The sequence below is a fragment of the Pseudomonas sp. 8209 genome, assembly GCF_028682105.1.
Taxonomy (GTDB): domain Bacteria; phylum Pseudomonadota; class Gammaproteobacteria; order Pseudomonadales; family Pseudomonadaceae; genus Aquipseudomonas; species Aquipseudomonas palmensis.
Map to the genome: position 1 here is coordinate 106,204 of NZ_JANIAH010000009.1, position 21,808 is coordinate 128,011.

Genomic DNA, 21,808 nt, shown 5'->3' on the forward strand with positions numbered 1-21,808 from the left:
ATCGAGGCCGCATATCATAGCGAATTTCGACAAAACTGTACCAGCGCCGTGGCAAGGTCCGGCTGAGCGGCCTGCGCGGCGCACCAGCGCTCGGCGTGGGCGCTCAGTTCCGGCCAGTGCGCCAGCAGCTCGCGCCACGCCTGGCCCATGTCGCGATCCATGTTCCAGGCCCGCCACAGCGCCACCAGCGCGGCGGCTGCCGGGGCCGACAGGCCCTGGGTGTAATGGTCCAGAAAGGCCTCGAGCTTTTCCCAGTGGGCGTACTCTTCCTGCACATAGATATGCCACAGCAGTGGCCGCCCGGCCCACTGAGCACGCACGAACGAGTCCTCGCCGCGCACCGCATTGAACTCGCAGCACCACAGCAGCCGATCATAGTCATCCTGGCTGACGAAGGGCAGGATCTGCACCGTCAGCGCCCCACGCTGCGTCACACTGCCCACCCCCAGCCCGCTCTCGCCCAGCCAGGCCTGCACATCCCCCAGGATGCGCCCCTCGGGCACCAGCAGGTGACTGGGGCGGGTGTCGGCGGCCAGCACATCGAGCCAACTGGCCAGGCCCGGGTTCTCATAGGCGAACAACGAGATCAGCCGTGCACCCTCATGCACCCTCACGCCCAGGCCGCGCAGGAATGCCTGACGGGCCTGCGGGTCGTCTTCGAACGCCTTGCGCCGCGTCAGCAACGTGGCTTCGCGCAGCAACCCGCCGGTACCGGGCGTGAACCCCGGAAAGAAGAACACCTTGCGCAGGCCATTGGCCTGGGGCGACGGCAGGCCGTGGCAGCCTTCCACCCAGCCCTCGGCGCTCAGGTACTCCAGGTTCAGCCACACTGCCGGCACGGTGCGGTCCTGCATGGCCTGGACATAGGCCGCTGGCAAGTGGCAGCCGAAGGCGCCGATCACCACGTCCGGCACTGCCGTCGGCTGCCAGTCGGCCGGCCACAGGCACACCTCGACGCCTTGCTGCCATTGCTGCCGGGCCTGGGCGTCCGCCTCGGGGCACAGGCGCACGAAGGCCGCCAGTTCATCCACCCACAGGCGCACCGCCACGTCGTGTTCGGCCACCAGTTGCCGGGCCAGGCGCCAGGTGACGCCGATGTCGCCATAGTTGTCGACGACGCAACAGAAGATATCCCAGGTCGGTTTCATGGCAGGCACCTCGCGTTGAGCCGGAAACAAAAAGCGCCGATTGTCCGGGTTAATCATTGCAGACAACAGTAGCGAGGCTGAATAAAACCCGCGCTGCATGCGACAATCGCCGCCATTGTCCTGGCCAGGAGGCTGCCATGTCGTACCGTGCGCGTCGCCGTGAACTGAAAATTTCGCAAAACCCGCTGCAACTGATCCTGTGCGTGGCCATCGGCCTGTGGCTGGGCTTCGTTGCCATCATGCTGACCCTGTGGCTGGGCTGGCAGTACCTGCCCGACCTGCGCCAGCCCCTGCACGAGGTGATCGCCCCGCCCGCGCCGGCCCTGGCGCCGCAGCAGTCGCCGGAGCAGAACCGCATGTTCGAGCAGTACAAGCAGATCCTGCACGATCAGGCGGTGCAGCAGGCCGAGGAGCAGGCCCAGGGCAGCCCGCGCAACCTGTCCAACCCCAGATGCCAGTTCTGGCTGCAACAGAACCGTACCGCCCCCACCGAGAAAAGCCGCGCCAATGTCCTTGAGTTCTGCAACTGAGATGAACAAGACCGACCTGCTGGCGCGCATCATCGAGCGCCTGGGCGTCGACCTCGACGTGGCACAACGTGCTGCGCAGACCGCGTATGAGGCGGCCACTGCCGAGGAGAACATCGCCGAGAACAAGTACGACACCCTCGGCCTGGAAGCCTCGTACCTGGCCACCGGGCAGGCCCGGCGCATGGAGGAGATTCGCCAGGCACGGCTGGCGTACCAGCAACTGACCCTGCGCGACTACGACCCCGAGGCCGGCGTGCAACTGAGCAACCTGGTGCTGCTGGCCGACGAACAGGATCGCCAGCAGCGCGTGTTCCTGGGGCCGGAAGCGGCAGGGCTGAAAATCGGCGAAGGGCAGGCGCTGATCACGGTGATCACCCCGCGCTCACCTTTGGGGCAAAGCCTGATGGGCAAGCTCGAGGGCGACGAGGTGGTGCTGGTACTGGGCAATGGGCGCCAGGTCTACGAACTGGTGGAAGTGCTCTGAAGCACTTCGCTGGCTTGCCAGCAAAGAGGCTGCCACGGCTAATGGCTTGCCCTTGCCGCCAGGTTCTGCTCCAGCAACTGGACGAAGGCCCGCGCCGCCGGCGTCGGGGTGGTCGACCAGATCGCGTACAGGTGGCGCACCGGGGCATAGCACACCGGTACTGCGGCAATGCCCTTGAAGCCTGCGGCGATCCTTGCCGGTACCAGCCCCAGGGCCAGGCCACGCTGCACGAACTTCTCGATCAGGCCGATACTGCCCACCTCGAACTGCACCCGATGACGCACCCCTGCGGCGGCAAATGCCTCGTCGGTCTGTCGACGCGCGCCGCTGCCAGCCTGGAAGTCCACCAGGGGCTGGTCTTCCAGTTGCTCCAGCGCCAGACGCCCGATGCCTGCCAGGGGGTGCTGCAGCGGCAGCACCGCCACCAGTTCCTCGGCCGCCAGCAGGCGCGACGCCACCCCCGCCAGCGGTTCCCCCGGCCAGACGCCGATGAACGCCACATCCAGGCGCCGTTCGCGCACATCGGCAATCAGCAGCTCGCTCTTGCCGATCAGCCAGCGAATGTCCACCTGCGGGTACTGCCCGTGAAAACCGGCCAGCAGGTCCACCAGGTCCAGCTCGGTCAGCGAGCTGATCTCGCCGATGGACAAGCGCCCGCGCACTTCGCCACAGGCTGCGGCCACGTCCTCGGCGATGCGCCGGGTGGCCTCCAGCGCCGTGCGTGCGCTGAGCACGAAGGCTTCGCCGGCAGGTGTAAGGCGCACCCGGCGCGAGCTGCGCTCGAACAGCAAGGTGCCCAGTTGCGACTCCAGGCGCGCCACCTGATGACTCAAAGCCGACTGCACCACATGACAACGTTCGGCCGCACGGGTGAAACTACCGGTATCGGCCACCGCCAGCGCGTATTCGATCTGCTTGAGGTTCATCTTTCCATCTGCATAAGAGATTGATGGGATCTAAACGATTCATTGGCGTCATGCTAGCGCATTTTCGATAATGCACTCCCCTTCCCCCCTGACAACGAGACGGTCCATGGCCCCCGCCACAACTCACCTGAGCCGCGCCCTGATTCTGCTGATGGCCACCGCCACCGGCCTGGCCGTGGCCAGCAACTACTATGCGCAGCCCTTGCTGCACAGCATCGCTCAGCATTTCGGCCTGACCACCGCCACCGCCGGCAGCATCGTGATTGCTGCCCAGCTGAGCTACGGCGCCGGCCTGTTGCTGCTCGCGCCGCTGGGTGACCTGTTCGAACAACGCCGCCTGATCGTCAGCATGATCGCCATCGCCACGGTCGGCCTGCTGATCAGCGCCTTCGCCCCCAGCCTGATGTGGCTGCTGATCGGCACCACCCTGACCGGGCTGTTCTCGGTGGTGGCGCAGGTACTGGTGCCGATGGCCGCCGGCCTGAGCGACCCGTCCGAGCGCGGGCGAGTGGTCGGCACGCTGATGAGCGGTCTGCTGCTGGGCATTCTGCTGGCGCGCACCGCTGCCGGGTTCATGGCGACCCTGGGTGACTGGCGCAGCATCTACCTGCTGGCCGCTGCGCTCATGGCCCTGAGCGCCATCGCCCTGGCCAGGGCCCTGCCCGAGCGCCACCAGCACGCCGGGCTCAAGTACCCCGCACTGATCGGTTCGGTGTTCCGCCTGTTCGTGGATGAGCCGGTGCTGCGCCTGCGCTCGTTGCTGGGGCTGCTGTCGTTCTGCCTGTTCGCGCTGTTCTGGACACCCCTGGCGTTTCTGCTGGCAGCCGAGCCTTACCACTACTCCGATGCGGTGATCGGGCTGTTCGGCCTGGCCGGTGCTGCCGGCGCGCTGGCCGCCAACTGGGCCGGGCGCCTGGCCGACCGCGGCAAGGGCTCGCTGGGCACCACCGTGGGGCTGCTGGCCCTGGTGCTGGCCTGGGTACCGCTGGCCTTCGCCCAGGTGTCGCTCGCCGCCCTGCTGATTGGCGTGCTGGTGCTCGACCTGGCGGTACAGCTGGTGCACGTGAGCAACCAGAACGCGGTGATCGCCCTGCGCCCCGAGGCGCGCAACCGACTCAATGCCGGGTACATCACCTGCTACTTCATCGGTGGCGCACTGGGCTCGCTGTTGGGTACGCAGTTGTTCCAGGCCCACGGCTGGAACGGCATCGTGGTGGCGGGGCTGGTGATCGGCGGCGTGGCGCTGGTGGTGTGGCTGTGGGTGGAGCGCCGCTCGGCTCAGGTGAAGGCCGCGTAACGGCGTTCGCCAGCAAGGCTGGCTCCTACCCGCAGGCCCCCTTCAGGTAACATGGCGCCCCGCCTGCCGGCGCGCCTGTTGCTGGCCCTCAAGGAACCTGCGCATGACCCTGCACCACCCTCGCCTGCCCCTGGGGCTGCTGAGCCTCGGCCTGGCCCTGAGCTCGTCCACCACCCTGGCCGACAGCGGCATCACCCTCGCGCCCCTGAACGTGTCCGATGTGCTCGAGGACGGCTACCAGCCGCGCCAGGCCTCGGTGGCCGGCTTTGGCGCGGCGCCGCTGCTCGACACCCCCGCCTCGGTGTCGGTGTTCACCGAACAGTTGCTGCAGGACCGCCAGGTGCGCCTGCTCAGCGAGGTGCTGCAAAGCGATGCCTCGGTCGGCGAGAGCTATGCGCCCATCGGCTACTACGAGAACTTCAACGTGCGCGGCTTCGAACTGGACGCCGCCCACAGCTACACCATCAACGGCCAGACCATCGCCGGCGAGCAGAACGTGGCGCTCGAGAACAAGCAGCAGGTCGAGTTGCTCAAGGGGCTGTCGGGCCTGCAAAGCGGAGTAGCCGAACCCGGCGGGCTGATCAACTATGTGACCAAGCGCCCGCAGGATATCCGTTCGCTCACGGTATCGAGCACGGCCCTGGGCGAGCGCTACATCGCCACCGACCTGGGCGGCTGGTTTGGCAGCGAACGCCAGTTCGGCCTGCGCGCAAACCTGGCCCATGAAGATATCCGCTCCTACGTCGACCATGCCGACGGCCAGCGCGACTTCGCTTCGCTGGCCTTCGACTGGCAAGTGAACCCGGATGCGCTGCTGCAACTGGATGTCGAGTACCAGCAGCGCGAGCAGCGCTCGGTGCCCGGCTACCAGTTGCTCGGCGGCAACCGCCTGCCCCACGGCATCGACCCCGACGATCGCCTGGCCTATCAGCACTGGGCCAAGCCGGTGCAGATCGACTCGCTGAACCTGGGCGGTCGCTTCGAATACCGCTTCAGCGACACCTGGACCGGCAGCGTGAGCGCTTCGCGCAGCCGCGTGGTGATCGACGACTACAGCGCGTTCGCCTGGGGTTGCTACGGCGCCGCCAGCTGCGCAGGCTCGAAGGTGCCGAACTACTTCAGCCCCGAGGGCGACTACGACATCTACGACTACCGCAGCCCGGACGATACCCGGCGCACCGACGAGGCACAGGTCACCCTCAACGGCCAGTTTGCCCTGGCGGGCCTGGAGCACGAGCTGACGGTCGGCAGCAGCGCGCAACGGCGCACTGTCGACCAGCGACCGACGTTCAACGAGTGGATCGGCAGCGGCAACATCTACCAGCCTACGCCGGCACTGGAGCCCTTCGACGGCAGCCCGGGCCACCGCGAACGCCGCCTCGACAGCCGCCAGTACGGCCTGTTCGCCAGCGACCGGATCAGCTTCGACGAACACTGGCAGACGGTACTCGGTGCGCGCGTTGTACGCCTGGACGAGCAGGCCTTTGGTGAAGATGGGAACCTGCGCCGGCATACCCGGCAATATGAACTGCTGCCCAACGCCGCGCTGATCTACAAGCCGCGCGCGGACATTTCGCTGTACGCCAGCTACAGCAAGGGGCTGTCGTCGGGCAATGCCGCGCCGTGGTTCGCGCTCAACAGCCAGGACATCCTGGCCCCCACCACGTCACGCCAGCTCGAACTGGGTATCAAGCGTGAATGGCAGCGCATGAGCCTGAGCGCGGCGCTGTTCCAGCTGCGCCAGGGGTATCAGTATGCCCAGCCGGATGGCAGCGGTGACTTCACCTACGTGCAGCAGGGGCAGCAGAAGAACACCGGCCTGGAGCTGGCGGCCAGCGGCTGGGTAACGTCGAACCTGCAGATCAACGCCAGTGCCGCGGCCATTCGTGCACGGGTCGGCGGCAGCGGCACGCGGGCGTACGACGACCATCAGGCGCTGAATGTGCCGAACCTGCGCGCGGCGCTGCAGGCCGACTACAGCCTCCCGGGAGTACCGGGGTTGGCGCTGCTGGGTGGGGCGCGCTACAGCGCGAGCAAGTATGCCAACCAGGCAGGTACGGTGGCGGTGGGTGGCTATGCGGTGTTCGACATTGGCAGCCGCTATCGCACGCGCATCGGCGGGTATGACACGGTGCTGCGCCTGACAGTGGATAACGTGTTCGATCGGCGCTACTGGAGGGACGCGGGGGAATATCTGGGCGACGGCTACCTGTTTCAGGGCGCGCCGCGAACTGCGCGGGTGTCGGCTGCTGTGAGCTTCTGAGAATGCGTTCGCCGGCAAGGCCGGCTCCTGCACAGGCGTTCGCGTTGCCTGCAGAAGCCAGCCTGGCTGGCGAACAGCGCGCCGCCGATCAGAACGGCTCGCTGCCCTCGCGGAACTGCACTTCCAGTATCCCGGCGATTTCGCTCAGGTCGGCCGCCGCGGCCGGAGTGGTGATGAAGCCGCTGTAGCAGTCCTCCAGCGTCGACCAGTTCCACAGCACCAGGCCCTGCTTCTGAAGCTCGGCATGGGCCAGCACCATCAGTTGCGACACGCTGTGGTTTTCCAGGAAGTCTTCATCTTCCGGGTCATCCACGCCAAAGGTCACCTGGGCGTCACGTGCTTCTGCCAGTTGCTGGACGCTTTGCACGAACGACTCGGTGTCCTTCCAGTCGACGTAGAACACCGACTCCCAGTCGGCGATGTCCTTGACCATCCACATCAGTTGCTTGGGATCGTCCTCGAACTCTTCGATGTCATCCTCGTCCAGCTCCAGCTCGCGAAACGCCTGAAGATGCTCGGCGGCCATTTCGGGCGTGGGGCTGACAAGAGCAATCAATTGCTCGGCGGCAAGAATCTGCTGTTCGGAAAAGCACTCTGCAAGCATCTGAAACTTCCTTTTCAATGGCCCAACAAAAAGCCCCCGGACTCTTTCAAGTTCGGGGGCTCTTCGCGTATCTGAATATGGCGGTGAAGAAGGGATTCGAACCCTTGATACAGTTTCCTGTATACACACTTTCCAGGCGTGCTCCTTCAGCCACTCGGACACTTCACCGGTTCTCGCCAAGCTGTTCAGCCTGTCGAGGCGCGCTAATGTAGTCGAAAGCACTTTGAATGGCAAAGGTTTTTTTCAGAATATTCATGCGCTTAAGCCAGCAGTGGCAAAGCTGCCAATCTCTGGCGTGGTTCGGCTGTGGTCCATGCACGAAGCCCGTGGTGCCTGGGCCGGCGTGCTGCGCCTGACTCATCGGTCAGCCTTGGTGCTTTACCTGACCGCGGCAGCTGGGTAACGTCAGCCCCACTCCACCTAAAGGAACTCTGTCATGAGTGAGCTGGTTACCTACCAACTGGAAGACGGCATCGCGACGCTGACCCTGAACAACGGCAAGGTCAACGCCATTTCACCGGACGTGATCGCAGCCTTCAACGATGCACTGGACCGTGCCGTGCAGGATCGCGCCGTCGTCATCCTCACCGGCCAGCCGGGCATCCTCTCCGGTGGCTACGACCTCAAGGTGATGACCTCTGGGCCACAGGCCTCCATCGCGCTGGTGACCGCCGGCTCGACGCTCTCCCGGCGCCTGCTGTCGCATCCGTTCCCGGTGATCGTCGCCTGCCCTGGCCACGCCGTGGCCAAGGGTGCATTCCTGCTGCTGTCGGCCGACTACCGCATCGGCGTCGAAGGCCCGTTCCGCATCGGCCTGAATGAAGTGCAGATCGGCATGACCATGCACCACGCCGGCATCGAGCTGGCGCGTGATCGCCTGCGTCGCTCGGCCTTCCACCGCTCGGTCATCAATGCCGAGATGTTCGACCCGGCCAGTGCCGTGGATGCCGGCTTCCTCGACAAGGTGGTGCCGGGGGAGCAGTTGCACGCAACCGCCCTGGCAGCGGCGCAGCAACTCAAGACCATCAACATGAACGCGCACAAGAAGACCAAGCTCAAGGTGCGCAAGGCGCTGCTGGACCTGCTGGACGACGCGATCATTCGCGACCAGGAACACCCGGTCTGATAGCGGGTCGCGCCATTCGCCGGCAAGGCCGGCTCCTGCAGGGGACGCAACCGTTGCAGGAGCCGGACTTGCCGGCGAAGCTTTAAGTTTGCCCCGGGCTGTGCACAACCGTACACTGCGCCGCGTTTTGTCCGGGGTTAACCACAATGCTGTTTCTGATCCGCATGCCCCTCCTGGGCCTGCATTTTGTTCTGGTGGGCATACTGGGTGTGCTCATCGGCCTGTGTCGGCCTTTCAACCCCGACAACAGCCGCGTGTTCGCGCGCCTGTATGGCTGGCCCGCCACCTGGCTGATGCGCCTGCAGGTACAGGCCGAAGTCGGCCCGCTGTTCGACCAGCCCCCGGGCTGCGTGATCGTGGCCAACCACCAATCCAACCATGACCTGTTCGTGCTCGGTCACGTGGTGCCGCCGCGCACGGTGTGCATCGGCAAGAAGAGCCTCAAATGGATCCCCCTGTTCGGCCAGCTGTTCTGGCTGGGCGGCAATGTGCTGGTCGATCGCAGCAACGCCTACCAGGCCCGACGCGCCATGCAGACCACCACCCGCACCCTGCAGGAACAGGACACCTCGATCTGGGTATTCCCCGAGGGCACGCGCAACGCCGGCGATCGGTTGCTGGCCTTCAAGAAGGGCGCGTTCCACATGGCCATCGAAGCCGGCGTGCCCATCGTGCCGGTGTGCGTGAGCCGCTACGCCAGGCGCCTGAACCTCAACGGCTGGCGCAAGCAGAAGGTGATCATCCGCTCGCTGGCGCCGATCTCCACCACCGGCATGACCCACCAGGATGTTCCCGCCCTGGCCGAGCAGTGCCGCGAACAGATGCAGCGCTGCATCGACCTGATGGAAAAAGAACTGCAGGCCAGCCGCGCAGTTGCCGATTTGTCGTAGTCATACCAAGCTAGGGGCATGACAACGGGGGAAAGGCACAACCATGGGTCGAGTCGTAGCGGCAGCGGTCTACAGCGCCGGTAGAAAAGTCACCAACATCAGCCTCGACGAGGGCGCCGAGTGGGCCAGCAAACCGGGGCACTTCGTGTGGATCGGTCTGGAAGAGCCCTCCGCGCAGGAACTGGCCAATCTGCAGCGCCAGTTCAACCTGCATGAACTGGCAATCGAGGATGCGCTGGAAAAGCACAGCCGGCCGAAGCTTGAAACCTTCGGCGATGCCTTGTTCATCGTGACCTATTCGCCGGTACGCCAGGACGGCAGGCTGGAGTTCATCGAAACGCATATCTTTGCCGGCAACGGCTACATCATCACCTGCCGCAACGGCCACTCCAAATCCTATGCCCTGGTACGCCAGCGATGCGAGGCCCGGCCGCTGCTGCTCGAGCACGGCGAAGACTTCGTGCTGTATGCACTGCTCGACTTCGTCACTGAAAACTACCAGCCGGTGAGCGAGGCGATTCACAGCGAGATCGAAGAGCTGGAAAACAACGTACTCAGCAGTTCGCTGCAGGAAGACGATATCCGCCGCCTGCACGGCCTGCGTCGCGACATCCTGCGCCTGCGCCGCTATGTGGCACCGATGGTCGAGATCAGCGAAGAGCTGCAGCGCCTGGCCTTCCCGTTCATCGACAAGAACATGCGCCCGTATTTTCGCGACGTGCAGATCCACGTGACGCGGCAGATGGAAGACCTGTCGAGCATCCGCGACATCGCCAGCCAGACCATCGAGATCGGCATGCTGCTGGAGTCGTCACGCCAGAGCATCACCCAGCGCAAGTTCGCCGCCTGGGCGGCGATCCTGGCCTTCCCCACCGCCGTGGCGGGCATCTACGGGATGAACTTTCAGAACATGCCGGAGCTGAGCTGGCACTACGGCTACTTCACCGTGCTGGGGGTCATCGCCCTGGGCTGCACGGCACTGTTCGCCAGCTTCAAGCGCTCCGGCTGGCTGTAGGCCTCAGGCCGCGCTGCCCTGTGGCTTGTGCGCGACAAAGCGCATCATCCACTCGGCCACCGTGGTGCCCTGGTGTTGCTGGTCGAGGCTGGCCACGCCCTTGCTGTAGACCTCCGGGCCCAGGTGCTGCTGGCGCAGCTCGAGCAAGGCACGGGAATAGTCGTGGATGAACTCGGGGTGGCCCTGGAAGCACAGCACCTGGTCGCCAATGTGATAGGCGGCATAGGGGCAGAAGTCGCTGGAGGCGATCACCGTGGCGTTTTCGGGCAGCTGGGTAACCTGGTCCTGGTGGCTGATCAGCAGGGTCAGTTCCTCCACCTGCGGGCTCATCCACGGCGCCTTGGCCGCCATCACGTAGCGGTGGGTTCCCACCCCCCAGCCCTGGTGCGCGCGCTCGCTGCGCCCGCCCAGCAACAGGGCCAGCAACTGGTGGCCGAAGCATACGCCCAGCAGCTTGTCGCCGCGCTTGTAGCGGTCCAGCAGAAAGGTCTTGAGCCTGGCGATCCACGGGTCGTCGCCAAACGAGTCGGCCTTGCTGCCGGTCACCAGGTAGGCGTCGAACACCTCGTCGTCGTCGGGGTATTCACCGTTCATCACGTTGTACACGCGAAATTCGGCGGCAATCGGCTGATGGGTGAACAGGTGCTCGAACATCCGTCCGTAGCCCTGATACTGATCGACCAGCTCGGGTCGCAGGACATCGGTTTCCAGGATGCAGATGCGTAACGACATAGATTTAGTCCCGAACGACATGAGGCACAAAGTGTCGCTAGAGCCTGCCGCGAATGGCGCTCGGAGGCAAGTGTTCACTCGGACGAACGGTCACACTGTGTAGGCCATGCCCCGGAGCGCACGCACGTGTCTAGCTGAAGGGATGGTCGCCGGATGGCCCTTGGCCTCATAGCCGTAGTGCCTTAGAACCCACCATTTAATACGAAAGCGTTCTAAAACACGGGTGACGTTGACCCTAAGGTTAGTTGTATATCGAAGCAAAGCAGGTCCGATGCGGGGGCAACGCGGACATTTCGACAGCGCTCGCGGGTTATCACGGACCCTGGCCAAGGACGCCACACGGCATTCAGGAATAACAACAAAAAGGCAGACCGCCATGTTCAAGCACTCCAAAGTACGTCAAGCCGGCCTCATCCTCTTCGCCACGACGCTGCTGCTGATCGTGCCCAACCTCACACGACTGTTCGGCTGAAGCCCACCCGTTCTGTAACCAGGCATCATCGCAACGCTGGTGTATCCTGCCGGCCTGAATGGTTGGAGAGCACCCGATGCGTCATTGCCTTGCCCTGATCCTGCTGTTGAGCCTGCCCCTGCACGCCGCACAGCTGACCCTGAACCTGGGCGGCGCCGAGCGCCAGTGGAGCACCGCTCAACTGCTGGCTCACCCGCAGGCGCGGAATATCCGCATCGACGGTGACGTTTCCTACAAGAAGACCATGCACTACCGCGCCGTGCCCATGGTGGCGCTGCTGGAGGGCGTAGCCCCCGGCGATCATCTGCAGGCCGTGGCGCTGGATGGCTTTGCCGCCGAACTGCCCGCTGCCCCGTTGCTCGGCAACGGCCCGGCACGCGCCTGGCTGGCCATCGAGGACCCCGCCCACCCATGGCCAGCCCTGAGCAAGGGCAAAGGCAGCGCCGGGCCCTTCTACCTGGTGTGGACCCAACCGCAGGCAGGCCGGATCAGCCCCGAACAATGGCCCTTCCAGCTTGCCACCATTCGCCGCCTGGCCCCTGTGGCATCGCGCTTCCCGGCACTGCTGCCAGACCCGCAACTGCGTGAGGACGACCCGGTCAACCTGGGCTTTGCCGTGTTTCAGAAAAACTGCCTGGCCTGCCACCGACTCAACGGTGCCGGCGATGCGCAGTTCGGGCCCGACCTGAACCTGCCCTTCAACCCCACCGAGTACTTCCAGCCGACGTTCTTGCGCCGTTACATCCGCAACCCGCAAAGCCTGCGCCAGTGGCCACAGGCGCGCATGCCCGGCTTTGCCGAAACGGTGATCAGCGACGCAGAACTGGACCAGTTGCTGGGGTACCTGGCGCACATGGCCAGCCGCAAGCGGTCCGGGGTGGAAGTACCCTGAAAATGGATGGGGGCGGCATGGCCGCCCCGCGGATACACAGGTTCAGGCCAGCAGTCGCTCCTGCTTGACGCCCCAGCCCTGTATCTGGCCGCCCAAAGGGGAAACTGCCAGCTCGAAGTCATGCTCGAACTCGCCAATGCCGCCATAGGTGGCGAACATCAGTTTGCTCAACTCCAGCTGCCACCCCTCGTCGCTTTCGCGTACCTGGGTGTTGATCGATTCACCACGAAACTTGCCTGCGGCCCTGCGCGCCCGCTCCTCGTCCGGGAACACCGCATAGAACTCGATGGGATGGATCTGGGCAAAATCGAAACCGCCTTCTTTCATGCGGCGTAGAACCGTGCTGCTGATGTCCTCATACGGGCTGCTCATGAATCGTCCTCCTCGTCGCGATGGATAGACTTTCAGCGCATTACGCACTGACCCACCCTGCCAAACGTGGGTGGGCAACTCGAGCGGATGTAGCGGATGCAGCGATGGTTTAAGGGAAAAGGGCCGGCTGGGTAAATAACCCGTGACCCTGGCTGCAGACTAGCGCCAATCACAAGGGTATGCCAGTAGCGCGAGCGCTCAGGGCTGTTCTTTGATTTCCTTGATCTCCACGCCGCTGTCCTGCTTCAGCCATTCGGCAGTGGGCATCGACACGCGGCCCTCGAAATCATTGAGGTCCGCCTTGTCCACGACAGGATAGAGGTGGGCGCGAATCACCCGAGCCGCCTCTTCGATACTGGGCTGCTGCTCGGCGTCAAACGACAGCGAGGTCCTTTCGCCTTTCTGGTCAACAAAGGTAATTACCCACGCTTTCATTGGATTCTCCTCAGTAACGCGACTCAGGGTGAATCAGCCTTACCTTCCGTTGACCCCGCGCCTGGGCGGTTGTTCAGTCGGCCTGCGGCGCAAAACGATGGCCGCCCGGCAGCGCCCGGATGCTTTTCAGGGTCTGCAGCATATCGACGCGGGTGCGCTCGAACGCAAGCTGCGGCTGGGAATGATCATCGAGCACCGTCAGCCCTACGCCAGGCTGGTATCCAGTGGGCGGAGCGTCGCCGTCGAGCGTGAACGTTTCGTAATCCACCGGTTTGTGGTACGCATCATAGGCCTTGTAGCGCGCACCGCGAAGGTTGCCGTCGAGGGCGCCGACAAGCACGCGCAGCGGGCCGAAGATATCGGTCTGGACGAGCGTTGGAAACCGCCTGGAGATCACCTGCTCCAACAGCTTCGGCATGAAATCGGCGTCTTTCCTGATCTCGCGCCCCATGCTCAGGCGGTGCAGCAGGTTCGGGTTGCCCACGGGGTTGAAGCCCAGCGTTATCGAATGATGCGGGGCGCCATCGTCGGCAATGAACCCGAACGGCAGGCAAAAGCCGCGCTGCTGCGGGATTTCGTATTGCTCGCGGGTTCGAAAGGCCGCCAGCAAGGCACGTGCCCTGGGCTCGACACGTTCCAGTGAGACCGGTACGCCGGCAGCGTCCGACCCTGCATGAAATACAAAGCGATAGATGCGCTGGTTACGCCAGAGATGGGCCGTCATCTCACCCGGCACCCAGTCGGCGAACGTATCTGCAATCCCCAGGTCCAGAAAGCGCTCTTGCTCGAACAATGCGTCGGTCGGCCACTTGGCCTGTTCCTCGAGATAAGCTGCGCGTTCAGCCTCCAGTTTGACGGTGGGGCGCCCCGTGGCCGAGAACTCGCGGATCATGTCGTTGAGTACGAACAACTCGGTGCTCACCCAGTTGATTCGCGTAATGGTGTCGTCCAGGGCGCGATGCTGTTCAAGCAACGCGGAATAGTCTTCGTCGTCAGCCTTTTTTGCATCGATCTGGGCTTGCAGCGCGTCGATCTGCGCACGTACCACGCGTGTTTGCGCCGAACCGCGATCAGGCCCGTGGATAAGCTGCAGGCGATCGAAGACATTGCGATCCGTCACGGGGCTGACTTCGATCTTCACCAGGTAGGTCTGCTCGGGTGTCACGCCCTCGCCATACATGATCTGCTGGCCACCCGGGGCGATGGTTGGGCGCACGGGGTCGAAGTCCGGCTTTTGCCAGTAGCCCCCGGCAAGGTGCCAGGCAATCTCCTTGGGCACATCGAACTGCACCCGCCCCATGCACTCGGTACGCCAACCCGGCGGCGTCTGGTAATCCGGCTCACCCAGCGCCGACAGGGGCGCTGCCAGCAACGCCAGCCACATCCAGCTCATGTGTAACGACTTCATGTACGTTTCCTTTTCTGTGCCACTTGCGGTGCGTTCGGCAGGGCCTGCACCTGCCCCAGTATCTCGACGGCTTCTGTCTCCAACAGCTTCAGGCTCAGGCCGTCGCGGCTGTGCAACTGGTCCACCTGCAGGATCATCGAAGGAACGGGCGTGGCGCCTAGGTGCGCTGCGCGCAGCTGGAATGTTTCGCGGCGATCCGTTTCGTGTTCGAGGTACCACTTGGTCAGCGTGGTGGTTTGCAGGATGGTCATCTGCCCCAGCCGGAACTGGCGTTCCGGCAGTTGCTCAAGTACGGGGAAATCAGCGCGATCGAGCGACAGGTCGGCGGCCCGCCGGGCCTCGAACTGCTCGCGCAGCGACTGGCTGGCCACCTGAAGGTCGTAGCGGACCGCCTCCTGGTGCCGCCCGAACCACGCGGCGCGCACCACATAGGGGGCTGTGCCGTCATCGGCCAGAAAGCCGAACGGCAGGCATATACCCGGTTGCCGAGGCACTTCGAAGGCGGCGCGTGGACGCAAGGCGGCGAGCACACGGCGCACATGCGGGTCCAGCCGCTGCAGCACCTGCTCGTTGCTCACTCCACGTTCGATGTAACCGAAGTTGAGCTTGTAGACGCGCGACTGGCGCCACAGCACCACGGTCAACCCATGCTCGTTGTACACCGCATAGCCATCCTCCAGGGCAAAGTCCGGCAGGACTTGCCACTTGAAGCGATCGGAGACGGGGTACCCCGCGTCTTCACGGTTGAGCCGCTCAAGCCGCGCCTGCAGCGTGTCCACTGGCCAGCCCTTGCCCGCGAAATCGGCGATCATCGCCTCGAGCGACGCCCGTTCACCAGGGATCTTGTCGATGCGCTCGAAGGTGCGCGCTAGTGCCTTGTACCGTTCGTTCAAGGCGTAGTACTCGCTCGGCTTCTGGGCCTTGAGGTACGGGGTCATCAGGTTCCCGATGCGTGTCTGCTCGGCCATGATGAACTCGCCCTGCGCATTGGCCCGGCTCAGGACCAGACGATCCTTGAGGCGGTCGTACAGCTCACGGGTAGTGAGCGGGCTCACATCGATGGTGACCAGGTGCGATTCCCCGGAGAACTCCGGCGCGCCGTAGTCGGCCTGCCACGTATCGCCACCAGGCATGAAGCGGGCGAACGGCTCGCCCAGGCGAAGACCGCTCATTTGCCACTCCAGGCTGGCCGGTACCACAAAGCGCGAGCGCCCTACACATTCCTGAGCCATCTGGGGCGCAGGCGATACGGCATCAGCCACCGCCTGGATCGAATGGCACAGGCAAACCAGCAACACGAACACACGCACGCAAACATCCTTTTTGCGGGACCGCTGTCGGCCCCTCTTGCTGAGGCGCGTGATTTGAGCACCCACGGCCCGAAAAGCCAAGACCCCGGCAAGCCGGGGTCCTGGTCAGTGCAACAGCCCGTGCGTCATTGCGGCGTGCTGTGGGTCACGCCGGCAGTGTTGTCCAGCAGGCTCTTGGTCGCGGTCTGGATGTAGGACTCCAGCTTGCGGCTCAATTGTGCCTGGTCCGGGCTTTCGATCACCTCGGCCTTGAAGTTGGCCCCAAGCTGGTAACGGTACATGCGCGGCGACATGTCCTTGGACTGGATCAGAATGCGATCGCCCTGCACCAGGCCGACGATCTGCTCACTGCCCGATGGCTTGATCATGCCGATGCCTTCATCGCCGGCCGGCAGGTTGAGCAGGTCACGCCCCCAGCACTGATGACGGGTTTCGCCCCCCAGTCGGCCCATGATGGTCGGCACGATGTCGACCTGGGTGCCCACGGTGTGGCTGACCGCACCGAACTTTTCCTGGATGCCCGGCGCAATCAGCAGCAGCGGCACGTTGAAGCGGCCCAGGTCCAGTTCGGTGACCTGCTGGGCATTGCCGAAGCCGTGGTCGCCGACGATCACGAACAGGGTTTCCTTGAAGTACGGCTCCTTGCGCGCCTTCTCGAAGAACTGGCCCAGCGCCCAGTCCGAGTAGCGCATGGCGGTCAGGTGCTCGTTCAGGCGGCCCTGGTCGGTCACCGGCTGCACCGGCAGGTCCTTGGGCAACGCATACGGAGTGTGGTTGGACAGGGTCTGCAGCAGGGCATAGAACGGCTTCTTGCCATAGTTGTGCGCAAGCTCCTGTGCACCGCGGTCGAACATGTCCTGGTCGGACACCCCCCACGTCGGGTCAGAGAACACCGGGTTGACGAAGTCATTGCGGCCGATGAAGGTGGTCATGCCCTGGTTGCCGAAGAACCCGGACTGGTTGTCCCAGGCGAAGTCGCCGTTGTAGACGTACACGTCGTCATAGTCACGGGCGCTGAGCAGCGCCGGCAGGCCGGACAGCTTGTGGCCGCCTTCCGGCGTCTGCATCAGGTATTCGAAGCCTGGCAGGTTCGGGAAGCAGGCCATGGTGGCGAACATGCCCTGGTGGGTATGGGTGCCGTTGGAGAAGAAACGGTCGAACAGCAGACCTTCCTTGGCCAGCTTGTCGAAGTACGGGGTAATGTTGGTGGTACTGCCCAGCGCGCCCACCGAGTGGCCGGCGAAGCTCTCCATCAGGATTACCACGACGTTCTTGATCGGCAGGCTGTTGGCCGCAGGCGGGGTGAAGTCACGGCGGATCGCCGCGCTGTCGGCATCCACCAGCTGGTCGTGCTCGGTCAGGATCATGTCGCGCACGGTCTGCTGGGCCTGGCTCTGGTCGAGGGTGGCCTTCCAGATGTTGCCGCGGTCTTCGCCAAAACGGCTGTGGGCGGCGTCGATCAGGGTCAGGGTGCCGTTAAGGCCCAGCTGATTGACGAAATTGGAGTCGGTAGTGAACGCGTCCCCCCAACGCATCGGCGGGCCCTGGCGCAAGGTGCCACGGGCGGCGATCACAGCCACCAGCAGGATCACCACGAATACCGCGCCACGCAGGTACCAGGGCGCCACGCTGCGCAGGCCGGCGACGTTGCTGGAGTACTCGCCGCGCGGGCGGGTAAGACGGTCGATGCCCTTGAACAGCAGGCTCAGCACCCAGGTGCCAAAGGCCCAGGCCAGTAGGTAGCGCACCACCGGAAAGCCGTACCAGAGCATGCTCAGAACGGTCTTGGGGTCTTCCTTCACATACTGGAACACCAGGCCGTTGAGGCGCTGGTGAAACTCGCGGTAGAAGTCCATCTCCATCAGGCCGAGGAACATCACCACGCTGGAAGCCAGGGTCAGCCATACGCGAAACAGGCCACGGGCGGCCATGGCGCGAGCGCTGAGGATCGCCAGCAGCAGCGGAATGCTCAGGTACACCACCACGCGCAGGTCGAAGCGCAGGCCGTTGAGGAAGCCTTCGGCGACGGTCGAGAGTGGGGTGTCGCCGATCATGTCGCTGTTGTAGAGCAGCAGCGCCAGGCGCACGAGGCTCAGCATCAGCATGATCACCAGGCCGCACAGCAAGGTATAGGCGAGGTGTGATTTGAGCGTTGGTTGCAGCAACGGGCGCGAAGCGGCTCGCTGATGACTCAAGGCATCCGTGTTAGCCATGGACAGGAAGATCCCTAGGGTTCAGATTTTTATGAGGGCCGGGACATTGCGTGGCCCTTGGACGAACGGAAATTCGCGCGCGGATTGTCAGCAATCGAATGTGAAAATTATGTTGAAAACCGCGCCTCGAACAATAGCTCAGTGTTCGGGTATCGTGTGGGCCAGACATGCCCGGAGCCACTCACCATGTACTTTCGCTACCACCCCAGCCCTATCGACCAGTTGCTGCTGGCCGGTGATGAACAAGGTCTGCACCTGCTGCACATGGACAGCGCCCACCCCTGGCAACTGGCCGAAAGCTGGCAGCCGGCGGGCGCGCAGCTGGATACGGTGGCGCGACAGCTCGATGAGTATTTCGAAGGTCGGCGCCAGCGTTTCGAGCTGCCCCTGGCGCCACGGGGTACCGAATTTCAACGTGCGGTGTGGTGGGCGCTGCAGCAGATTCCGTATGGCACCACCACCAGCTATGCACAACTGGCGCAGCGCGTCGGGCGACCGAAGGCAATACGCGCGGTAGGCACGGCCAACGGCGCCAACCCGGTGGCGGTGATCGTGCCGTGCCACCGGGTGATTGGCAGCGACGGCAGCCTGACCGGGTTTTCAGGTGGCCTGGAGCGCAAGCAGCAGTTGTTGCAGCTTGAGGGCGCCTGGTTGATCTGAGCCGCCGCATCGCCGGGCAGGCCCACGCCCACAAGAGCCTGGACTGGCGCTACAGCCTAACGTTGCCCCGTGGCCCGGCAATCGCCCAGATGATAAGGCCCAGCACCGGCAGCAGCAGGATCAGCAGGATCCACAGCACCTTGGCCCCGCCACTGGCGCCGCTCTTGATCACGTTGATGATCGCCCAGATATCCAGCGCCAGAATGACCAGCCCCACCAACCCATTGAACGTCGACCCCATGGTGATACTCCCATGATTGAAACTGCCTTCAGCGTAGCTGGCTATCGGCCCCATAGCGGCGAACCGCTCGTCGCACACGCCGCGCAGTGATTACACTCGATTGATCGACTCCGTACCACAGAGGCCTCCATGCCACCCGCCCAAAGCTCCGCCAACGCCAACCCGACCTCCCTGCGCAGCGCCTGGCTGCACCAGGTTCAGGCCACCCCATGGCTCAGTGCCGGCCTGGCCCTGAGCCTGCTCGCCGTGCTCGGCCTGCTGGTCGCCAGTGCCTGGAACGCGGTGCACGGCGACAACAAGGACAACCTGCACATGGCCCTGCTCGGCGGCCTGGCAGGGTTTGGCGCCACGGCGCTAGGCGCGGTGCTGGCGGTGGTGCTGCGCGACGTCAGCGCCCGCTCGCAGGATGTGATGCTCGGCTTCGCCGCCGGCATGATGCTCGCCGCCAGTTCGTTTTCGCTGATTCTGCCGGGCCTGGAGGCTGCGCGTGAAATCACCGGCAACGGGCCTTTCGCGGCCTTGACCGTGGTGGTCGGCATGGGTCTGGGGGTGCTGCTGATGCTGGGCCTGGACCGCTTCACGCCCCATGAGCACGAAAGCACCGGCCCCTGCGGCCCACAGTCGGAACGCATCAACCGGGTGTGGCTGTTCGTGCTGGCGATCACCCTGCACAACCTGCCCGAGGGCATGGCCATCGGCGTGGGCTTTGCCAACGGCGACCTCAACGTGGGCCTGCCGCTGACCACCGCCATCGCCATCCAGGACATTCCCGAAGGCCTGGCCGTGGCACTGGCGTTGCGCGCCACCGGCCTGTCCAACCTCAAGGCTGCGCTGGTGGCGGTCGGCTCGGGGCTGATGGAGCCGATCGGGGCAGTGATCGGCCTGGGCATTTCCACCGGTTTTGCCATCGCCTACCCGGTGAGCATGGGCCTGGCGGCCGGGGCGATGATTTTCGTGGTATCCCACGAGGTGATCCCCGAAACCCACCGCAATGGCCACCAGACCTCGGCCACCCTGGGCCTGATGGGCGGCTTCGCGGTGATGATGTTCCTGGATACCGCGCTGGGCTAGACGTGTACCGCGACCCGCAGCGCCTCCAGGGCAGGCGCCGCGGCGATGCCGACCTCGGCGCACAGCTCCAGCACCCGCGGCACGTCGTTGCCGTACACCAGCACCATCTGCAATTCGTCGTCCAGCAACTGGCTGATGTTGACCAGGGTGTAGCCGCCGTTTTCCTTGTTCATGCTGCCCATCTGCACCTGGATGCGGTTGAGTGCCGTGAGCGGCTCGACCTTGACCAGTTGCTTGGGCTTGATGTTGAAGGCAACGTCCTTGCCGAACGAGTCGGTGATCTGCTGGAACAGGTCACTGTAGGTGTCGGCCTGGAACAGCACGGTATCGGGCAGGCTGCCGATCACCACCCACTCCCCCAGCGGAATCGGGAAGGTGTCGTCGTAGTTGATGTCGGGGTTGGCCGCCAGGAACGCCTGCGGGTCGGCATAGGCCTGCGCCGCTTCGTCGGCGATGCGCTCGATTTCGGCGTCCGGAAGGCAGCCGGAGCTGATTTTGCCGATGAGTTCGACCAGTTGGTTTTTCATGCGGGGGCCCTGCGAGGCGAAAAAAGTCGCCAAGGATAGCCGCAAAAGCCCCCTGGCAGTTAGCCGGCCAGCGCCTGCAACTGGGCGACGGTGTCGGGTGCGCCCATGGTTTGCGCGGCAACCAGTGCGGTGGCGCCCTGCGCGTCGCGGTGATTGGGGTTCGCGCCCTTGCCGAGCAAGTAGGTGACGATGGAGGTGCGGTTGAACATCGCGGCCAGCATCAGCGCGGTACGGCCATCGGCAGACGCTCCATCGATCAGCGCGCCCTTCTCCACCAGCAGCTCGATCATCGCCTGGTTGCCCTTGAAAGCGGCACCGGCAATCGGCAACTGGCCCTTGTCATTGGCAATCTGCGGGTCTGCGCCGTGCTCAAGCAGCACCCTCACCGCTTCAAGGTGGCCGTGGTAGCTGGCAAGCATCAGCAGCGTGTCGCCGTTGCCATTGCGAAGGTTGACCGGCAGGCCCTTCTCCAGCAGACGGCCAAGCATGTCGGCGTCCCCCTTGCGCGCCCGATCGAACACTTCTTCGGCAAAGGCTGCGGCTTCATCGTCGTTCATCGGGGTGGGGGTTGGGTGGTCGGTCATCGGGAACCTCCTGGCTGCGGTAGAGCCCAAGTCTTTGTCAGGGAAGGCTTTGGGTCAACCTCGCAAATCCCATGAGGACGACAGAGCAAATCTATTGGCCGCAAGGCACTGCAAAATGCACTGTGCAAATTGCACGACCATGCAGAATGCACGGCACCCCTTCTGTACGCTAACTTTAAGTCATTGTTTTATAAGCTTTTTTTAATCAAGGAAAACTGGCACGGTCGCTGCACCTATCACTTCATGTCTGCCACACAACAGTCAGGAGCTGATATGGACCTCATCCAGCAAAAATTCGCCTCGGTATTTTCCGCCTACGACGTCACCACCCAGGCTCGCCCTGATGGCGGTGTACTGCTGACGTTGCGCGCCGCCGACGGCAAACAGGTCAAGCGCTCGATTTCGTATGGCCAGCTGCACAGTGCCGAGCAACTGTCGTGGGCGATCAGCGCGATCCGCCGCGACCTGGCCGAGCAGGCCAGCGAGCTGCCGGTGATCTCGATGCTGCAAAGCCAACAGCGGTTCGCACTACCGACCTATCGCTGAATCGCGTAGCGGCCTTTGCTGGCAAGCCAGTGCCCACAGGATCATCCTGGTTCCTGTGAGCG

General features: G+C 64.1%; 24 protein-coding genes and 1 tRNA gene. 11 read left to right on the forward strand and 14 right to left on the reverse strand.

Annotation, left to right across the window (positions count from 1 at the left end; all coding sequences use genetic code 11):
• Positions 1 to 14: 14 nt before the first annotated feature.
• Entirely contained in the window at positions 15 to 1,148 is a 1,134-nt protein-coding gene (gene earP / locus NP552_RS19970; RefSeq protein ID WP_043862732.1) for an elongation factor P maturation arginine rhamnosyltransferase EarP, read from the reverse strand.
• A 137-nt stretch (positions 1,149 to 1,285) separates the two neighbouring features.
• Between earP and NP552_RS19975 the strand changes: the two genes are divergently transcribed.
• Both NP552_RS19975 and NP552_RS19980 read left to right on the forward strand, forming a co-directional pair.
• Positions 1,286 to 1,678, forward strand: a complete 393-nt coding sequence (locus tag NP552_RS19975; RefSeq protein WP_058541059.1) for a hypothetical protein — start codon at positions 1,286 to 1,288, stop codon at positions 1,676 to 1,678.
• Position 1,679: 1 nt separating this feature from the next.
• Complete coding sequence (locus NP552_RS19980) at positions 1,680 to 2,162, forward strand: GreA/GreB family elongation factor (RefSeq protein WP_043862730.1); 483 nt, start codon at positions 1,680 to 1,682, stop codon at positions 2,160 to 2,162.
• 38 nt (positions 2,163 to 2,200) lie between these two features.
• On the opposite strand, the gene NP552_RS19985 is transcribed toward NP552_RS19980, so the two are convergent.
• Positions 2,201 to 3,088 carry a LysR family transcriptional regulator gene (locus NP552_RS19985; RefSeq protein WP_100634507.1) on the reverse strand — a complete coding sequence of 296 codons (888 nt, stop codon included), beginning with the start codon at positions 3,086 to 3,088 and terminating at the stop codon, positions 2,201 to 2,203.
• Positions 3,089 to 3,194: 106 nt separating this feature from the next.
• On the opposite strand from NP552_RS19985, the gene NP552_RS19990 reads away from it, so the two are divergent.
• Together NP552_RS19990 and NP552_RS19995 are read left to right on the forward strand one after the other, a co-directional pair.
• Positions 3,195 to 4,385, forward strand: a complete 1,191-nt coding sequence (locus NP552_RS19990) for an MFS transporter (protein WP_043862728.1) — start codon at positions 3,195 to 3,197, stop codon at positions 4,383 to 4,385.
• A 103-nt stretch (positions 4,386 to 4,488) separates the two neighbouring features.
• Positions 4,489 to 6,648, forward strand: coding sequence for a TonB-dependent siderophore receptor (locus tag NP552_RS19995; protein ID WP_274097076.1), 2,160 nt, complete (start codon positions 4,489 to 4,491; stop codon positions 6,646 to 6,648).
• Positions 6,649 to 6,736: 88 nt separating this feature from the next.
• Here the strand turns inward: NP552_RS19995 and NP552_RS20000 are convergent, their stop codons facing one another.
• The 3 genes from NP552_RS20000 to NP552_RS20010 form a co-directional block, all read right to left on the reverse strand.
• Complete coding sequence (locus tag NP552_RS20000; protein WP_043862726.1) at positions 6,737 to 7,252, reverse strand: DUF6630 family protein; 516 nt, start codon at positions 7,250 to 7,252, stop codon at positions 6,737 to 6,739.
• Between the two features lie 78 nt (positions 7,253 to 7,330).
• Positions 7,331 to 7,420: transfer RNA gene (locus tag NP552_RS20005), tRNA-Ser, on the reverse strand.
• Positions 7,416 to 7,613, reverse strand: coding sequence for a hypothetical protein (locus NP552_RS20010; RefSeq protein WP_143516616.1), 198 nt, complete (start codon positions 7,611 to 7,613; stop codon positions 7,416 to 7,418). The genes NP552_RS20005 and NP552_RS20010 overlap by 5 nt, the downstream gene beginning before the upstream one ends.
• 75 nt (positions 7,614 to 7,688) lie before the next feature.
• Here NP552_RS20010 and NP552_RS20015 point away from each other — a divergent pair, with 75 nt between their 5' ends.
• From NP552_RS20015 to NP552_RS20025, 3 genes are all read left to right on the forward strand, one after another.
• Positions 7,689 to 8,378: a crotonase/enoyl-CoA hydratase family protein gene (locus NP552_RS20015; RefSeq protein WP_274097077.1), complete on the forward strand. Its 690-nt coding sequence runs from the start codon at positions 7,689 to 7,691 to the stop codon at positions 8,376 to 8,378.
• Between the two features lie 146 nt (positions 8,379 to 8,524).
• Positions 8,525 to 9,268, forward strand: coding sequence for a lysophospholipid acyltransferase family protein (locus NP552_RS20020; RefSeq protein ID WP_043862724.1), 744 nt, complete (start codon positions 8,525 to 8,527; stop codon positions 9,266 to 9,268).
• 43 nt (positions 9,269 to 9,311) lie between these two features.
• Positions 9,312 to 10,283 (forward strand): magnesium and cobalt transport protein CorA, encoded by a 972-nt coding sequence (locus NP552_RS20025; protein WP_043862723.1) that lies wholly within the window; start codon positions 9,312 to 9,314, stop codon positions 10,281 to 10,283.
• 3 nt (positions 10,284 to 10,286) lie between these two features.
• On the opposite strand, the gene NP552_RS20030 is transcribed toward NP552_RS20025, so the two are convergent.
• Positions 10,287 to 11,015 (reverse strand): amidotransferase, encoded by a 729-nt coding sequence (locus tag NP552_RS20030; RefSeq protein ID WP_043862722.1) that lies wholly within the window; start codon positions 11,013 to 11,015, stop codon positions 10,287 to 10,289.
• Positions 11,016 to 11,563: 548 nt separating this feature from the next.
• Here NP552_RS20030 and NP552_RS20035 point away from each other — a divergent pair.
• Positions 11,564 to 12,379 carry a c-type cytochrome gene (locus NP552_RS20035; protein WP_116055133.1) on the forward strand — a complete coding sequence of 272 codons (816 nt, stop codon included), beginning with the start codon at positions 11,564 to 11,566 and terminating at the stop codon, positions 12,377 to 12,379.
• Between the two features lie 42 nt (positions 12,380 to 12,421).
• Here NP552_RS20035 and NP552_RS20040 read toward each other — a convergent pair whose 3' ends face one another.
• The 5 genes from NP552_RS20040 to NP552_RS20060 all read right to left on the reverse strand — a co-directional run bounded on the left by NP552_RS20040 (position 12,422) and on the right by NP552_RS20060 (position 18,117).
• Entirely contained in the window at positions 12,422 to 12,751 is a 330-nt protein-coding gene (locus NP552_RS20040; RefSeq protein WP_043862720.1) for a ribonuclease E inhibitor RraB, read from the reverse strand.
• A gap of 198 nt (positions 12,752 to 12,949) precedes the next feature.
• On the reverse strand, positions 12,950 to 13,186 hold the full coding sequence (locus NP552_RS20045; RefSeq protein ID WP_043862719.1) for a hypothetical protein: 237 nt from the start codon (positions 13,184 to 13,186) through the stop codon (positions 12,950 to 12,952).
• A 73-nt stretch (positions 13,187 to 13,259) separates the two neighbouring features.
• Entirely contained in the window at positions 13,260 to 14,594 is a 1,335-nt protein-coding gene (locus NP552_RS20050) for a T6SS immunity protein Tli4 family protein (RefSeq protein WP_274097078.1), read from the reverse strand.
• The gene (locus NP552_RS20055; protein ID WP_274097079.1) at positions 14,591 to 15,766 is read right to left on the reverse strand and encodes a hypothetical protein; all 1,176 of its coding nucleotides are present in this window, start codon (positions 15,764 to 15,766) and stop codon (positions 14,591 to 14,593) included. The genes NP552_RS20050 and NP552_RS20055 overlap by 4 nt, the downstream gene beginning before the upstream one ends.
• A 263-nt stretch (positions 15,767 to 16,029) precedes the next feature.
• On the reverse strand, positions 16,030 to 18,117 hold the full coding sequence (locus NP552_RS20060; RefSeq protein ID WP_043862717.1) for an LTA synthase family protein: 2,088 nt from the start codon (positions 18,115 to 18,117) through the stop codon (positions 16,030 to 16,032).
• A gap of 186 nt (positions 18,118 to 18,303) precedes the next feature.
• Between NP552_RS20060 and NP552_RS20065 the strand changes: the two genes are divergently transcribed.
• Positions 18,304 to 18,777 (forward strand): methylated-DNA--[protein]-cysteine S-methyltransferase, encoded by a 474-nt coding sequence (locus NP552_RS20065; protein WP_274097080.1) that lies wholly within the window; start codon positions 18,304 to 18,306, stop codon positions 18,775 to 18,777.
• Positions 18,778 to 18,826: 49 nt separating this feature from the next.
• Here the strand turns inward: NP552_RS20065 and NP552_RS20070 are convergent, their stop codons facing one another.
• Positions 18,827 to 19,018 carry a PLDc N-terminal domain-containing protein gene (locus NP552_RS20070; RefSeq protein WP_043862715.1) on the reverse strand — a complete coding sequence of 64 codons (192 nt, stop codon included), beginning with the start codon at positions 19,016 to 19,018 and terminating at the stop codon, positions 18,827 to 18,829.
• 129 nt (positions 19,019 to 19,147) lie between these two features.
• On the opposite strand from NP552_RS20070, the gene NP552_RS20075 reads away from it, so the two are divergent.
• Complete coding sequence (locus NP552_RS20075; protein ID WP_043862714.1) at positions 19,148 to 20,089, forward strand: ZIP family metal transporter; 942 nt, start codon at positions 19,148 to 19,150, stop codon at positions 20,087 to 20,089.
• Here NP552_RS20075 and NP552_RS20080 read toward each other — a convergent pair.
• Both NP552_RS20080 and NP552_RS20085 read right to left on the reverse strand, forming a co-directional pair.
• Positions 20,086 to 20,616 carry a hypothetical protein gene (locus NP552_RS20080; protein ID WP_043862713.1) on the reverse strand — a complete coding sequence of 177 codons (531 nt, stop codon included), beginning with the start codon at positions 20,614 to 20,616 and terminating at the stop codon, positions 20,086 to 20,088. The genes NP552_RS20075 and NP552_RS20080 overlap by 4 nt on opposite strands.
• 59 nt (positions 20,617 to 20,675) lie before the next feature.
• Positions 20,676 to 21,200: an ankyrin repeat domain-containing protein gene (locus NP552_RS20085; protein WP_054915837.1), complete on the reverse strand. Its 525-nt coding sequence runs from the start codon at positions 21,198 to 21,200 to the stop codon at positions 20,676 to 20,678.
• Between the two features lie 273 nt (positions 21,201 to 21,473).
• Between NP552_RS20085 and NP552_RS20090 the strand changes: the two genes are divergently transcribed.
• Positions 21,474 to 21,746: a DUF3509 domain-containing protein gene (locus NP552_RS20090; RefSeq protein ID WP_043862711.1), complete on the forward strand. Its 273-nt coding sequence runs from the start codon at positions 21,474 to 21,476 to the stop codon at positions 21,744 to 21,746.
• Positions 21,747 to 21,808: the final 62 nt, after the last annotated feature.